This window comes from Brachyspira sp. G79 (genome assembly GCF_002379365.1).
Classification (GTDB): Bacteria; Spirochaetota; Brachyspiria; order Brachyspirales; family Brachyspiraceae; genus Brachyspira.
In genome coordinates this window covers 179,023-194,460 of sequence record NZ_JQIU01000008.1, presented here as the reverse complement: position 1 = coordinate 194,460, position 15,438 = coordinate 179,023, and the positions used below count along the sequence as shown (strand labels likewise).

The window sequence follows — 15,438 nt, the reverse complement described above, 5'->3', positions numbered from 1 at the left end:
GTTTTATATAAGCATCTATACAATTAAAAATATTAGAAGGTATATCTATTTCTTTTTCTTAAAAGCCCTTATTTCATCGCCAAGAACTTTATCTAAATCGCCAAGTGCTGTTATTTTTATATCATCTATATAAAAAACTTTATACGGATTAAAATTATTCATTTATAGTATCTTTAATGTTTTTTTCTTTAAATATTAAGTATATCAAAACAGAAAATACAAAATTTACTATGATTCCTTTATATCCGCTTAAAACTCCTATAAACCAAGTTTCAATACTTACATCAAAAATAAATGTTAAAATAATAGACGAAAATCTTGCAAAGATAAAAGCAAATAATGTAAGTAATATAAAAGAAATATTTTTATTTCTAAAAAATACTATTATAGAAGAAAATACAATACCCTCAAAAATTAAAAAGTATAAAGTTGGAGGCATAGGCATATTAGTAAGAAAATAATTTATAAGAGGAGATATAATAGAAAGGGCTATTAAAAATAGAGGATTTAATATATATGCTCCCAAAGATAAAGCAAAAAATATAGGAAGAAATTCCTTTCCATTTAATCCTAAATAATGAATTACTATAGGAGAAGCTGCACTTATAAAAGTAAGAAGAATCAATATAAGAGCATTAATATTTGTTTTTCTTATAACTAAACTTTTCATAATAAAAACCTTAATATTAAAAGATACGTAAACATTATAAAATAAATCAAAAAAAATTACAAACTATCATTATTTCATTTCTAAAATATTCATCATTTCTTTTTCTATTTCTTCTACATTACCCTGCTTATCCTGAATAGATTTAATCTCTAAGCGTCTGTTTTCTAGTAATTTTTCTCTTCCTTCCTCATTAAGTTTTTCTCTTTCTATGTAATAATTGCAGCTTATAAGTTTATCAGCTATTCTCAATGTCTTATCAGAAATTATAGCCTTATCAGAATCACTGCCTGCTTTATTCATATCAAAACTGGCATCTGTTTTTAGAGCTTTTTCTATTCTATCAGACTTCCATAATAATTTAGGTATAAATTTATAATTTTTATAAGTAAACTGAACTACGCTAACAACACCATTTTCTGTAAATATATCCTGAGCTGTATTTGCTTGAGGGTCTACAAGAAGCATTTTATTTTTTCCTTCTTCCTCATATATCTTCTGATAAGTATTCAAACCCTGTTTGCTGCTGCTGTTTATTGATTTTCCTGCTGCACTTTCCAAATCAAGCTCTAAATTATCCTTCAAAAGCAAAGTATATGATGCCACCCCGCCTCTTCCTCCAGAATGCTCATAAGTACCAGTTACCATTATCTCTTCTTTACCGTCATTATTTATATCGCATAAGAAAAAATTAGGATAATATAATGGAAAAGATAATATATCATTTAAATACTCAGCATATTCTTCGCTTTGAAACTTACCATTAGTGATAAAATTAGAATTGCTAACAAAATCTTTTAAATTATTATTTTTAATAGCATTAGTTTTAGCCAAAGTTAATTTTGAATCATCGCCAAGACGGAAATTAAATGTTTCATCTCTTTCATAAACTGCATATCTTGTATTTCCAATAAACAAAGGATTAAAATAATAAACTTCTTTTAATTTATCATTTTCAATAGAATAAACAAAAGTATTTTTATTAAACTCCAAAAAATACAAATCGGCAAACTCATCATACTTTTCTTTAGGAGATGCATTTTCAAGATTATAAAAGTTTTCATAATATTCTATATTAGTATCTATTTTATTTCTATTTAAAGCTCCTGAAGCATAAGTTCTTATATATCTATTCATTATATTAGTATTTAATACATCTTTTACTACTCCAATAGAAGATATATGTGCTGTACCTTCATATATTATAGAAGATATATTATAATTATTTTCATTATAAACATCTAAATATCCAGTATTTTTTGATATGTATTTTAAGAATTTTTTTTCAAAAGCATCTGCAATTAATTGTTCAGCTCTTAAATCCTCTGGTGCTTCTATTATATAATTAATTAAATTCATTTTGTTGGAATATACCTCATTTGCATTATCATGTTCGTTTAAAATACCTATCATCATTGATATATTAGTACCGCCTGCTTTTTTCCAATCTCTTAAATGGTTTTGCAAATCTTCAAAACAATATAGTGAATCACAAGCCATATGCGATAAAAATAAAGCAAAATAAATATTAGCGTCTTTATTGTTAATACTTAAAAGCAAATCCCTAGCCTTTTTTAAAGCCAAATTTCTCTCTACATATACATATTCTGAAGCATAAAATGGAGTAAAATCATCAGCATACAAATCATCTCCTGATATATAATCTCTGTAGCTGTAATGATATGCATTAGATATAAAATCTATAGCATATTTTTTTATATCATTATCTCCAACAAGTTTTTTATCAAGAAAATCTTTATTTCTGTTTATAATATTACTGTAATATTCATCTTGATAATAATTTGTTAAAGCATTGCTAAAACTATCTTTATCAGTTCTAACAGCTTTATATACATACTTCATATCAAAGAACGGGAGTTTATTATCTATAATATTAGTTACTGTTTCTTCTTGAGTATTATTAGTATTGGCTGTATTTGTATAGCTTATATTAGAATTATTACTGCAGCCTGATACAATTAATATAAGAACAAAAAATATTATATAAAATTTGTTAATCATAATACCCCCGCAATTTATTTTCAGAAAAAATATTTATCCCAACCTATGCAATTATATATATAACAGAGCTTTTTTACAAGCATAAAATAAAATGCTTAAGATGTATATATATAATTATTAAGATAATAATAATTTATCACTTAAAGAACCATCAGCGGTTTCAAATTTTTTGAGCAAGTCTGATATTTCTAAAGATTTTTTCTCTTCACCTGAAACATCATATATAATATTACCGTCATTCATCATTATAAGTCTGTTGCCGTAATGAATAGCATCTTTAATATTATGAGTAACCATAAATGCTGTAAGTTTATCTTCTCTTATAATCTCTTCAGTAAGCTCCAATACTTTTTTAGCAGTTTTAGGGTCAAGTGCTGCTGTATGTTCATCTAATAATAAAAGTCTTGGTTTTTTAAGGGTTGCCATAAGAAGTGTCAAAGCCTGTCTCTGTCCGCCTGATAAAAGACCTACCTTTGACTGAAGCCTTGTTTCAAGTCCTAAATCAAGCCTTTTTAACTTTTCTACATACTCTTCTCTTTCAGCATGAGTGATTCCCCATCTCAAAGTTCTAGGCTTTCCTTTTCTTTTAGCAAGTGCAAGATTTTCTTCTATACCCATATTTGAAGCAGTACCCACCATAGGGTCTTGAAATACCCTTCCAAAAAGTCCAGCTCTGGCATACTCTTTTTTGTCTGTGATATCAACTCCATCAACAGATATAGTGCCGTAATCAACCTCATAAACTCCAGCAATCAAATTAAGAAGTGTAGATTTACCAGCTCCGTTTCCGCCTATAACGGTAACAAAATCTCCGTCATTAAGTTTAAGATTAACACCTTTAATTGCTTTTTTCTCTGTAATAGTGCCTTTATTAAACGTTTTATAAACTTCTTTTAATTCCAACATATTATTTGCCCCTCCGATATTAACCTTTTCTTTTACCGCCTACAACTCTTGTAACCTTTCTGTTTAATACTGGCACTGAAAGTGCAATAGCAACTATTATCGCAGTAAGAAGTTTTAAGTCAGTAGCTTTAAGTCCCAACTGAAGAACTATCGCAATTATTATTCTGTATATTATAGAACCAAGCACTACAGAAGCAAGTTTGTACCAGAAAGAAAATCTATTACCAAATACAACCTCACCTATTATGACAGAGGCAAGCCCTATAACTATAGTACCTGTTCCCATACCTACATCAGCATAACCCTGACTTTGACTAACTAAAGCACCTGATAAAGCAACCAAAGCATTTGATATCATAAGTCCGATTATTTTCATAACATTAGTATCTACACCCAAAGCTCTAATCATCTTTTCATTGTTTCCAGTAGCCCTTATAGCACAGCCCATTTCTGTACCGAAAAACCAATACATCAAAATTATTATAATTACAGAAAATATAAATCCTACAAGTAAATCAGATAATACTTTACTCAATGAAAACATATTTTGAATTATAGTTAAAGATGTATCCATTCCCAAAAGAGGTATATTAGGTCTATTTCCCATCACCCTAATATTAATAGAATATAAAGCTATCATAGTGAGAATACCAGCCAAAATACCAGGAATTTGTAATTTTGTATTTAAAAATCCAGTAGCAAATCCAGCCAAAGCACCTGCTAAAAAAGCAAAAAATAAAGTAAAAAAAGGATTCATACCATTAGATATAAGTATAGCACTTACAGCACCGCCTAATGCAAAACTACCATCAACAGTTAAATCTGGAAAATCCAAAACCTTAAATGTTATATAAACTCCAAGCGTCATTATACCCCAAATTATACCTTGAGACGCTGCACCTTGTATAGCAAGTAAAAGCCCTTCCATATATACAAACCCTCTTTATTATTACTATTATTTATTATACAATGATTCTGGTATAGTTATACCTATACTATTAACCATATTAGTATTAACAACCAAATCAAAAGTTTTTAAAGTTTCTATAGGCATATTTGCAGGCTGTTTTTCGCCTTTTAATATAGATACTGCCTGAGTGGCTGTTAATTTGCCAAGTTCATAATAGCTTATAGCATAAGTAGCAGTTCCGCCTAGCATAGTCATACCGCCCTCTCCGCAAACTACTGGAAGTTTAGCAGGTTCAGCAACTAAAGCAACTGTAGCCATACCTGCTGCAATCATATTATCAGTAGGAGTATAAATTGCCTCAACTCTGCCTATTAAACTTTGTACCATTTGCTGTATTTCATTAGCTGATGTAACAGTAGCGTCTATATATTTTATACCCATAGAGTCTAATTTTTTCTTTGCTATATCCATTTGAAATACTGAGTTCTGCTCACTTGAACAGTATAAAAGTCCTACAGTTTTTAAGTTAGGAGTAATTTCATTTAATAATTCTATCTGAGCTTCTACTGGGGTTAAATCTGAAGTACCGCTAACATTTCCGCCCGGTGCATTATTATCTGCTACAAGTTTGGCGGCTGCTGGGTCTGTAACTGCTGTAACTAATATAGGTATATCTTTTGTCATATTAGCTACTGCCTGTGCTGCAGGTGTTGCTATTGCAAGTATCAAATCGCTTTTATCATTAACGAACTTCTGAGCTATAGTAACACAGTTTGCCTGTTCTCCCTGAGCATTCTGATAATCTATAGTGATATTTTTTCCGTCTTCATATCCAGCCTCTTTAAGTCCATCAACAAAACCTCTATATGAAGCATCTAAAGCATCATGCTCTATTAATTGTAAAATTCCTATTTTAAATACTTTATCCCCAGATGCATTTGAAGGAGACGATGAATTAGAACATGAAATAAATATCATAGACATAATAAGAAATAAAGAAGATAAATACTTCATAAAACAAACTCCTAATTTAATAATTGATAAAAAATCACAAAAACTACATACAGTAATTATACTACATATAACAATAATGTCAATTAATAATTGCTTTCAAACAGAAATTATAATATTATAACTGCTTCAAAAAATATACTTGTTTCATAATTTTATTTTTTATATTAAAAAAAATCATTTTATAAAAAATATATAATATTTTGATAATTTGTTTATAAAAAATATCTTTATATCTTGATAGAATAAAAAAAGCATATATAATATATTGTGTTCTATGGGAATGAGGGTGAGAATCCTTCGCTGGCACGCAACCGTAAAGCTTAATTCTATTTATAAACAATTATGAAGAATTAACAAAGTCGGATACCATTAAAAATAGTCGAGTGCACTATCTAAAAAATCCTGCACTCCTTTATTAAATAGCTTTTAATTTTTTAATTTAAATAAAGGAGCATTTTTATGCAAAAACAAATCAAAATTTTATTAACAATTATAATGGCTTTAGCATTAGCAGTATCATGTTCTAAAAACGAAACAACCGACCCAACCAGTACAATTAATGCCAATCTTACTAAATTACAGCAAAAATGGGAATATACAACTTCTGCAGGTTCAGGATACAATATTACAGCTGATAAAGTTGATAGTTATTATACTGATAATAATACAGAACAAATAAGCTATTCCGTTTCTATAGAAGAAATAGCATGGTATTCTGATAATGCATCAGGAATGATATACTGCAAATATACTACAGCTCCAAGTTACAACCAAGGCGTAGCTAATAAATATTATGCCATTGCTTTTAAAGATTTAACTTCTGATACAATAGATATTTGTGGTGCTTATAAATCAGACGGTGTTTCTGCAACTGATACATTATCAGAAGCAAAATTAGAATTCACTGAAGCTAATGGCTATTTTACATTCAATGAATATAGTAAGTGTAAAGTAATAAAATAAATTAATTTTTTTAGAGGTATCCTATGAAAATTAAAAAATCATATTTGTTAATTATAATATTTGCATTAATTATATCTTGTTCTAATCCTTCTACAAATCCTGATAACAATAATAATCAAAATACTTCATCATCAGTAAAAGCTGTAACTTCTGGAGTGCATACTATACAATACGGCAGTCAAACTTCTGAAATTGATGTAACATATGAAGCTCAGTTAAAAACTTTATGGCTTACTCTGGTATCTGGAAAAGCTGTTTATAAATCAAGTGATTATACTTCTGTAAGCGGAAACTTTGATGCTGAAGGCAATTATTATGACAGTACTGATACAATAAGTATAAGAACAAAATTTATAAAATGTGCAGTATATGAATATAATAATAAAAAATATCTTGCTGCTGTATATTGGGATAATAAAAATACAGGCATGCCTAGCAGTTACCGTTTGATAATTGCAGATGAAAACGGCATTGAGCAGGCTTGGTACGGCGGCGGAAACGATGAAAGTATTATACCAGGTGAAAATACTCAGTGGACTAAATATGATTTTGTTTTCGGATATTTAAAAGAATATTAATTTAATAAAAATATAAGGGGCGGTAATATAAAGCCGTTCCTTTTTATATAAAATAATACAATCCATATAAAAATGAAAAAACTAAATATTTACTCTGCAGCATTATTTATCATAACAGCTATACTTTTTTATTCTCAAAATATAAATGCTCAAACCTACCTTATAAGAGAACTTAAAGGCGGTATTTGGGTTACTTCGCAGGTTGAAATTACTAATGCAGTTCAAACAAATAATACAAACAGCACTGCAAACTATGTAAAAATCCCTAAAACTCCTATAAAGATTAATAACAATGTAATAACTTCTGAAGAAATTGAAAGAAGAGGCTATAAAAATGCTCAAGAAGTGCTTGCCAATCAGGCTGGATTTGTTAATAAAGGATCTTATATGGGAAATGAAACAGTTGAACCTGCTGGCGGAAGTGCCGACAACATGAAAATATATGTTAATGGCGTTCTTATGAATACTGCAAAAGGAAATGCTGATGCTGGGGTAGATTTAAGGAGAATACCTGCAAATCTAATAGAAAAAATTGAAATTATAGGAAACAGTATTTATATTACTACAAAAACTCCTCTGGAGGATATTGTATTAGTATCTTTGGGCTACGGTGCATACAATACTATAACGCCTTCAATACTTTTTTCTAAAAACTTTGACAATAAGCATATTATTACTTTTACTGCAGACTCCTATTACACCGACGGAAATTATTATTATGATTTTTTAAATAGCTCTCAAAAACCTATAATAGGATATATTAATGATAATAAACAGCTTATAGTAAACTCATCTCTTGACTACAGATATAATTTTGAAAATAAAAACTACATAAGAGCTTTTGTTAATATATCATATTCGGATGCAGTTTCAAAATATCAGCTTCCTCCTATAAACACAACAGATTCATGGTTTAAGTTTACAACATTAACTTCTTCCGTTTCATACAATGGATTTTCTGATATACTTGATTATAATATAAACTTATCTTATGTTTTTGATTCTTTTGTTGATAGACCTTATTATCAAAACGGTAAACCTGTATCAGACTATCAGTCGCATGCAATAGCATTAAATACTACTCTATCAAGAATGGATGAGCTTCTGCCAAATATTATAACATTCTACAATAAACTAACTCCAGAATACAGATATGATTTTTTAATTGAAGATAAAAATGCAGTAGAAAAAAATTATAATTTTACGCCTCAAAGACATTCTTTATCATTATTATACGAGCCTCAATTATCTTTTGGATACTGGGATAACAATATACCTATATTCTCATTTCTTCCAAGCATAAAATATGAATTTCAGCATGAAGATTTTGATATAAACATAAATAATAATTACTTAGCGTACAATATTGCAGCAAATCTAAACTTTTACAAAGGATACAGTTTATACTTCTCATACTCTCATGATTACTCTGTGCCTACGTTTAATGATTTATTTTATAATAACTATGGAAATCCTAATCTAAAACCAGAAGAATATAATCAAATATATACTAAACTTACATTAGAGCCTGTAACAAATTTAAAAATAGAAGCCTCATATACATATACAACATACACAAATAAAATAGTTTGGTATTCTACTGTACCAGAAAATGTAGACATTGCCGTTTCGCATATAGTTACACCAAGTATCGAATATAGTATATCTTTTGCTAAATATCATAAGATAAAAGCAAAATTGGGCTACTCTTATCAGCTTGCTTATATGGGTAAAGATAAACTTCCAAAAATAGGCTTGCCAGAACATGTGGTTACTGCATTACTTGGATATGACTTTATACCAAATCATAAAGTATTAAGTTCATTGTCATTAAATATTTATTATACATACTCCGCTCCAAGACCTTTATCAGAATACAGACCTATATATTATTCAGAAGTTTTTCATGACTTTAATATATCATTCTATTCTATATGGTTTGAACATTTAATATTTTCTATGAACTTCAAAAATATTTTTAATAAAACTCCCATTCTTTCAACATATTCCATAGCAAAGCCTTTTACTTGGGAATTTGAACTTGGATACAATTTTTAATACTGCAAATTATTATGATATAAAATAATAAACTTCTAAAAATATTTATCAATAAGTTTTGGAATAATTTTATTACTATTTTCTTATTGTCTTAATTTACATTATAAGTAATACCTACTTTTTTAAACTAAAAACAATATCTACGGCTCCCATGCACAGAAACTAAAAAGAATTTTATAACCTTTGTAATAAGGAATACTTAAATGCAATATCTATGGCTCTTAAACAATAAAAAACTAAATTTAAACTTGATTTTTTTTATACTTATGATATAATGCTTTCAATTTGAGATAAAATAGGATTTAATATGAAAAATATATTTTTAGATCATAAGATTATTTTTTATTTATTACCCTGTTTTATTCATTTGTTTAAATTAACGAATTTGGAATTTTTTAAAAATCAAGGAATAAAGTTGTTATCTTTAACAATTTTATTCCTTTTTTTATTCCAAAATCAAAAAACTATTATCATAAATTATTTTTAAGGGAGCAAAAATGAAAAACTTTATATCCATCAAAGAGTTATCAAAAGAAGAAATTATTGAGGTATTGGACACTGCTAAAAAATTGGATAACACTGACAGTGATGAAAGAAGAAAAATTATGGACGGTAAAATTATGACCAGCATATTTTTTGAACCTTCTACAAGAACAAGATTATCATTCACTTCAGCAGCTTACAGAATGGGATGTAAAGAATTGGGATTTGACAACCCTGATAAAAGCTCCATAATGAAAGGGGAATCTTTAAGAGATACTATTATAATGGTTTCAGCCTATTCTGATATCATAGTTATGCGTCATAATATAGACGGTGCTGCCAAATTTGCTGAAGAAGTTACAAACTGCCCAGTTATAAATGCAGGAGATGGATCTAATGAACACCCTAGCCAAACTCTTCTCGATTTATACACTTTAAGAGAGGAACTTGGAAGTATTGAAAATAAAAAAATAGCTTTTGTAGGAGATACAAAATATGGAAGAACTGTTCATTCATTATCTAAAGCATTAAAAATGTTTAATGGAGAACTTTATTTTGTTTCTCCCGATATTATACAAATACCTGATTATATATTAAAAGAATTAGACCAAGCTCAGATAAAATATAAAAAACTTAATAACTATGAAGAAATATTAAAAGATATAGACTGCCTATATATGACAAGAATACAGAAAGAAAGATTTGATAATATTAATGAGTACGAAAAAGTAAAAAATGCTTTCAATATATCAAGAAAAGATATAGAAGGAAAATGCAAAGATAATATGATAATAATGCATCCTCTTCCAAGAGTAGATGAAATTAATATAGACCTAGACGATACCAAATATGCCAAATACTTTATACAGGCTAGAAACGGTGTTCCTACAAGAATGGCTATGCTTGCACTTGCTACTGGAATAATAGAGTCAAAAGCTAAGAAAAAAGAAATAGATTATGAAGTAGTTGAAAATAAAGAAATGGTTTGTACCAACGGTAAATGTGTTACTCACTTTGAACAGACAAAAAATAAAGTGGCAAAAAGAAGTTATGGAGATTTCTGCTACTACTGCAATAGAGAGATAGGAAAATAATATTAATCTAAACTATAATTGATAGTAAAAGTATAATTAATGCTTTTATTATCAATAAAAAATTATCTGTAAATAATCATCAATATAAAATAAAAAGGCAGTCATATGATAATAAAAAATGCTAAGATAATAGAAAATAACAATATAGTTGCTATAATAATAGAAAATGAAAAAATAAAAAAAATAGATTTTGATAATAATTTTCAACAATATAAAGATGATGATTTAATAGATGCTAATTATAATTATGTCATTGCTGGTATAATAGATCCTCATGTTCATATGAGAGATCCAGGTCTTACTCAAAAAGAAGATTTCAATTCTGGAAGCAAGGCTGCTGCAAAAGGAGGAGTTACTTCTTTTTTAGATATGCCTAATACTATACCAAATACTATAACAAAAGAAAATCTAATATCAAAAAAAATATGATGATGGGAAAATCTTATGTTGATTATGGTTTTCATTTTGGCGGAAGTAAAGCAGATAATAGTGATGATATAAAAAACATTATTAATGATGCCGCATCAACAAAAATATTTTTTAATGCATCTACTGGAAATATGCTTGTAGAAGACGATAAAATATTAGAAAAATTATTTGAAAGTTCTAAAATAGTTACAGTTCATGCAGAAGATAAAATGGCTGATAAAGCAATAGAAATAGCTAAAAGAACAAAAACACCATTATATTTATGTCATATATCATTAGAAAGTGAGATCAATTCATTAAAAAAAGCAAAAGATTCTGGAATGGTAATTTACGGAGAAGCTACACCTCATCATTTATTTTTAAATACTGAAGACGTTAATAAAAATGAAAGAAATAAAATGCTTTTGAGAATGAAACCAGAATTAAGAGAAAAATCTGATAATAAAGCATTGTTAAAAGCAATATTAGATTCCACAATAGATACTATAGGAACAGACCATGCACCTCATTTGATAAGTGAAAAATTGGAAAAACTTACTTTTGGAGTACCTTCTGTAGAACATTCATTAGAACTAATGCTGAACAAAGTAAATGACGGCACAATCGATTTAAAATTATTAACTAAAATTATGAGTGAAAATTCTTCAAAAATATTCGGTATAAAAAATAAAGGCATATTAAAAGAAAATTATGATGCTGATTTAGTAGTAATAGATATGAAAGACCATTCTACAATAGAAGAAAAAGATATAATTACTAAAGCAGGCTGGTCTCCTTATATAGGTTTTAATAGAGGCGGCAAAGTATTAACTACTATAGTACGCGGAAATATAGTATATAATAATGGTATATTTACGGATAAGTTTATAGGCAAAGAAATAATTTATAACTAGTTTTTTAATTATAAGTTAAAAAATAAAATAAAAATAATTTCTTTTAAGAATATATAAAAATTATTACCTTAATTTTATTATGATATCAACTCTTCTGTTCTTTTGTCTTCCATCTGCTGTATCATTAGAAGCTATAGGCTCTTCATCAGCAAGACCTTTATAAGATAATTTATCATGCTCAAGATTAGGAAGTATATAATCTGCTACAGATTTCGCTCTTTTTTCTGATAATTCCTGATTATACTCTTTTCTCCCAGTATTATCAGTATGTCCTTCGACTATAATTTCTCTGTCTGGATAAGTTTCCTTAATAGCTTTTACAATGTTGTCTATAGTGTTTTTTGCTTCTGGTCTTAATGTATAAGAATCAGTATCAAATAAAATCTCTCCGAGTCTTACAACCAATCCTTCAGGAACTGTATCTATAGTAACATTATCATCATCATACAAATCATCTTCTAATTTTTTTCTATTGTAGTCTTCTTCTTCTTTTGTAATAGTATCATAAATTTTATATGTGCTTATAATATTCATTTTATACTGAAGACTTGCATATGATAATTCTCTGCCATATCCGAATAATATTTGATATCTTTCCTGCTGAGATACTGGAATATTTTTATCCATATCCCAAAGAAAAGTACCATAATTAAAACCGTATATTCTTTCAGGATATCCTTTTCTTGAAAGTCCTGCCTGAAGTAAATCTTTATCTGTCATAATATGATATTGTATAACAGCATTTCTGCTTCCGTCATTATTAGTTTCAATATTTGCAAATAAATAATCAGCAGACAATGCCATAGTAAGATTAGGAGCATTATTTACTTTTACAATTTCAATGGATTCTCTATTCCAAGATTCTGTAAGTTTAATTTCATTATCTGGAAAAGTAGGAACATGCCTTACATTAGGCATAAAATAATTATAAGGCACTTCAAATTTACCATTGGTATGTATAATAAAATCGCTTGTATACTCTTCATCAAGATGAAAAACTTTTTCACCTTTCATCATTCTGAAAATTTTAAATACTCCGCTAACTCTATATCCGCCTTTAGGAGCAATGGCTATCACTGTTAAATCAACAATGTTTCTTTCTTTATATGTACTTGTTAATATCCCATTCTCATAATATTCAACATCAGCAGTTTTAACGGATTCTATTCTTTTACCTTTCTCCAAATTCCAGTAAAACTTATGGCTTATTTCAGAGAAAACTATATTAAAGAGTAATAGCTGAAATATCAATACAAAAATACTAATTCTTTTCATAATGAAACTACGTTATTATTATAAATTATTTATTTTTTACTCTATTACTTTCCTTTCTCAACTCTTTTAATCTTCTTTTCTCTTCTTTAACTCTTTGTTTTTCTGCCTTACGTTCTAATTTTAATCTTGCTTTATCTACAGTAGCTGTTTTTACTTTATCTTTAGCAATCTCTTCCTCGGTCTTTTCAGTTTTAAAGGATATAACCAATTTATATAACTGCAAGAATATATATTGAAGTTCTTTAATTCTCTTATCCATAACTTCCATATTATTACTGCTTGTAGTAGAAAGATTAGAAACATTCTCTATAGAATTTACAAGCTCTTTCATATCACTTTCTGTAGCATTAACAACATTAACAACATCTTCAGCCAATTTATCAACACTTGATATATTCTGACTAACCGCCGAACTCATCTGCATTTGTTTAAGAGAAAGCTCCTGCACATCTTCAGTAATATTATTCAAGTTAGTAATATTCATTAAAATTTCACGTCTTCCTATATCAAGCTCATCATTAGCCCCTGATATAGTAGCTATTAAATCTGCAAGAGTATTAGAGCCTTCCAAAATTTTTTCCATAGATTCAGAACTTCTAAAAGCTAAAGATACAGTTTTATCTATAGCCTGAGTAGTTTCTTCAATAATTTCATTAATTATTTTAGAGTTTTCACCTGTATCTTCTGCCAATTTTCTAATTTTATCAGCAACAACTGTAAATCCTCTTCCATGCTCACCTGCATGTGCTGCCTCTATTGCCGCATTCATAGCCAAAAGGTTAGTCTGTTCAGCAATATTATGTATAACCTGAGTAATATTTGTAATCTGTTTAGAATATTCTTTAATACTTTGAATAGAATCCACAACAGATTCTCCTATATTACTTCCATCCTGAGCTTCTGTATAAAGTATTTTGGCATAATCATTTGCTTTTGTAGCTCCATGGCTTACAGTAACAATATTTGCCATCATCTGTTGAACAGAACTGCTTGTCTTAGATACTGCCTCTGATTGAAGTTTCATTTTATTGTTAATATCATTGATATTTTCTAATAATAACTGAACTGTTTCATTAACTGCTGTAAATCTAGTCCTCTGCATAAAACTTACTCTAGCAGCATTTGCAGAAGATTCAGCTATTTTATTAGAATTTTCAAGTTCTGTTTCAAATTCTTTATATATAGTATTAAAATCGCTTATACTAATACTAATAGAAGCTCTCATATTTTGAATATTTCCAGTTAAAGTATAAGCATTGTTTTTTACACTTACAATAATATTTTTTACTTTATCCAAGAACTTATTAAAAGAATGAACTAACTCTCCTGACTCATTATTACTAATAACAGGAAGCCTTATAGTTAAATCCCCGTCTCCTTCACTAATAGAATCAGAAACATTTTTAGCAAATACAAGAGTTTTTCTTAAAGAAAGAATTAGAGCAAGTATTACTATTAAAAATGCCAATAATCCCAAATAAATAGCCACTGAAGATTTAATAATAGTTTCTCTAAACAATTGATTATTATAAGCATTGCTGTGCTGCCATAAATTAATAATATACAAATTGTTAAATACAGAATATTTAATTGCAAATTTATTTGTATTTTTCAAAGTAATAATCTTAACATCGCTAATGCTATTTCTATAATTATTATTTCTAGTATCTTTAATATCGGCAGAAACAACTGCATTATCCAAATCTCTCTGCATAGCTCCTAAAGCTGCAGGATTATTTGAAGCCTTTATAACATATAAATCATCTGTTATAAAAATATCCAAATTATTTTTAAAAGTTACATCGCTTAATATATCCTGATAAACTGAACTTCTTACTTCTAAACTAATTAAACCAATATTCTTATTATTTAATATAATAGGCTCATAAATATAAAACACATCTGAATTAGGTATAATATCAACTATAGAATTAGTACCATCATACATTTTTGCCAAATTATTTCCAGAAAGATTCGGTCTTAGATTGGTACTTATTGTAACCAAATTATTTATATCATATTTCCACTCTATAGCCAAATTATTCATACCCTCAGTATTAAGAGATATGTTAATATTTTCAAAATCTCTTATAAAAATAGAAAACCCTGCAATATTACGATCATTAGAATATCTTGTACTTAAATA

General features: G+C 28.1%; 11 protein-coding genes and 1 pseudogene. 5 read left to right on the top strand and 7 right to left on the bottom strand.

Annotated features, from left to right (window positions below; genetic code table 11):
• Positions 1–154: 154 nt before the first annotated feature.
• The 5 genes from KQ44_RS02545 to KQ44_RS02525 all read right to left on the bottom strand — a co-directional run bounded on the left by KQ44_RS02545 (position 155) and on the right by KQ44_RS02525 (position 5,519).
• Positions 155–670 carry a hypothetical protein gene (locus tag KQ44_RS02545; RefSeq protein ID WP_096736107.1) on the bottom strand — a complete coding sequence of 172 codons (516 nt, stop codon included), beginning with the start codon at positions 668–670 and terminating at the stop codon, positions 155–157.
• 69 nt (positions 671–739) lie between these two features.
• Positions 740–2,689, bottom strand: coding sequence for a hypothetical protein (locus tag KQ44_RS02540; RefSeq protein WP_096736106.1), 1,950 nt, complete (start codon positions 2,687–2,689; stop codon positions 740–742).
• A gap of 117 nt (positions 2,690–2,806) precedes the next feature.
• Positions 2,807–3,595, bottom strand: a complete 789-nt coding sequence (locus KQ44_RS02535) for an ATP-binding cassette domain-containing protein (protein ID WP_020005840.1) — start codon at positions 3,593–3,595, stop codon at positions 2,807–2,809.
• A 19-nt stretch (positions 3,596–3,614) separates the two neighbouring features.
• Positions 3,615–4,523: an ABC transporter permease gene (locus KQ44_RS02530; protein WP_096736105.1), complete on the bottom strand. Its 909-nt coding sequence runs from the start codon at positions 4,521–4,523 to the stop codon at positions 3,615–3,617.
• Positions 4,524–4,550: 27 nt separating this feature from the next.
• Positions 4,551–5,519 carry an ABC transporter substrate-binding protein gene (locus tag KQ44_RS02525; protein ID WP_096736104.1) on the bottom strand — a complete coding sequence of 323 codons (969 nt, stop codon included), beginning with the start codon at positions 5,517–5,519 and terminating at the stop codon, positions 4,551–4,553.
• A 459-nt stretch (positions 5,520–5,978) separates the two neighbouring features.
• On the opposite strand from KQ44_RS02525, the gene KQ44_RS02520 reads away from it, so the two are divergent.
• The 5 genes and pseudogenes from KQ44_RS02520 to KQ44_RS02500 all read left to right on the top strand — a co-directional run bounded on the left by KQ44_RS02520 (position 5,979) and on the right by KQ44_RS02500 (position 12,017).
• Complete coding sequence (locus KQ44_RS02520; protein ID WP_096736103.1) at positions 5,979–6,482, top strand: hypothetical protein; 504 nt, start codon at positions 5,979–5,981, stop codon at positions 6,480–6,482.
• Between the two features lie 23 nt (positions 6,483–6,505).
• Entirely contained in the window at positions 6,506–7,060 is a 555-nt protein-coding gene (locus KQ44_RS02515) for a hypothetical protein (RefSeq protein ID WP_096736102.1), read from the top strand.
• A gap of 72 nt (positions 7,061–7,132) precedes the next feature.
• Positions 7,133–9,118 carry a TonB-dependent receptor gene (locus KQ44_RS02510; protein WP_096736101.1) on the top strand — a complete coding sequence of 662 codons (1,986 nt, stop codon included), beginning with the start codon at positions 7,133–7,135 and terminating at the stop codon, positions 9,116–9,118.
• Positions 9,119–9,615: 497 nt separating this feature from the next.
• Positions 9,616–10,695, top strand: coding sequence for an aspartate carbamoyltransferase (pyrB, locus tag KQ44_RS02505; protein ID WP_096736100.1), 1,080 nt, complete (start codon positions 9,616–9,618; stop codon positions 10,693–10,695).
• Between the two features lie 105 nt (positions 10,696–10,800).
• Positions 10,801–12,017, top strand: a pseudogene (locus KQ44_RS02500) (dihydroorotase family protein).
• 63 nt (positions 12,018–12,080) lie between these two features.
• On the opposite strand, the gene KQ44_RS02495 reads toward KQ44_RS02500, so the two are convergent.
• Together KQ44_RS02495 and KQ44_RS02490 are read right to left on the bottom strand one after the other, a co-directional pair.
• Entirely contained in the window at positions 12,081–13,292 is a 1,212-nt protein-coding gene (locus KQ44_RS02495) for an OmpA family protein (protein ID WP_096736099.1), read from the bottom strand.
• A 25-nt stretch (positions 13,293–13,317) separates the two neighbouring features.
• Positions 13,318–15,438, bottom strand: a 2,121-nt coding sequence (locus KQ44_RS02490) for a HAMP domain-containing methyl-accepting chemotaxis protein (protein WP_096736098.1), incomplete at its 5' end; no start/stop codon positions are given.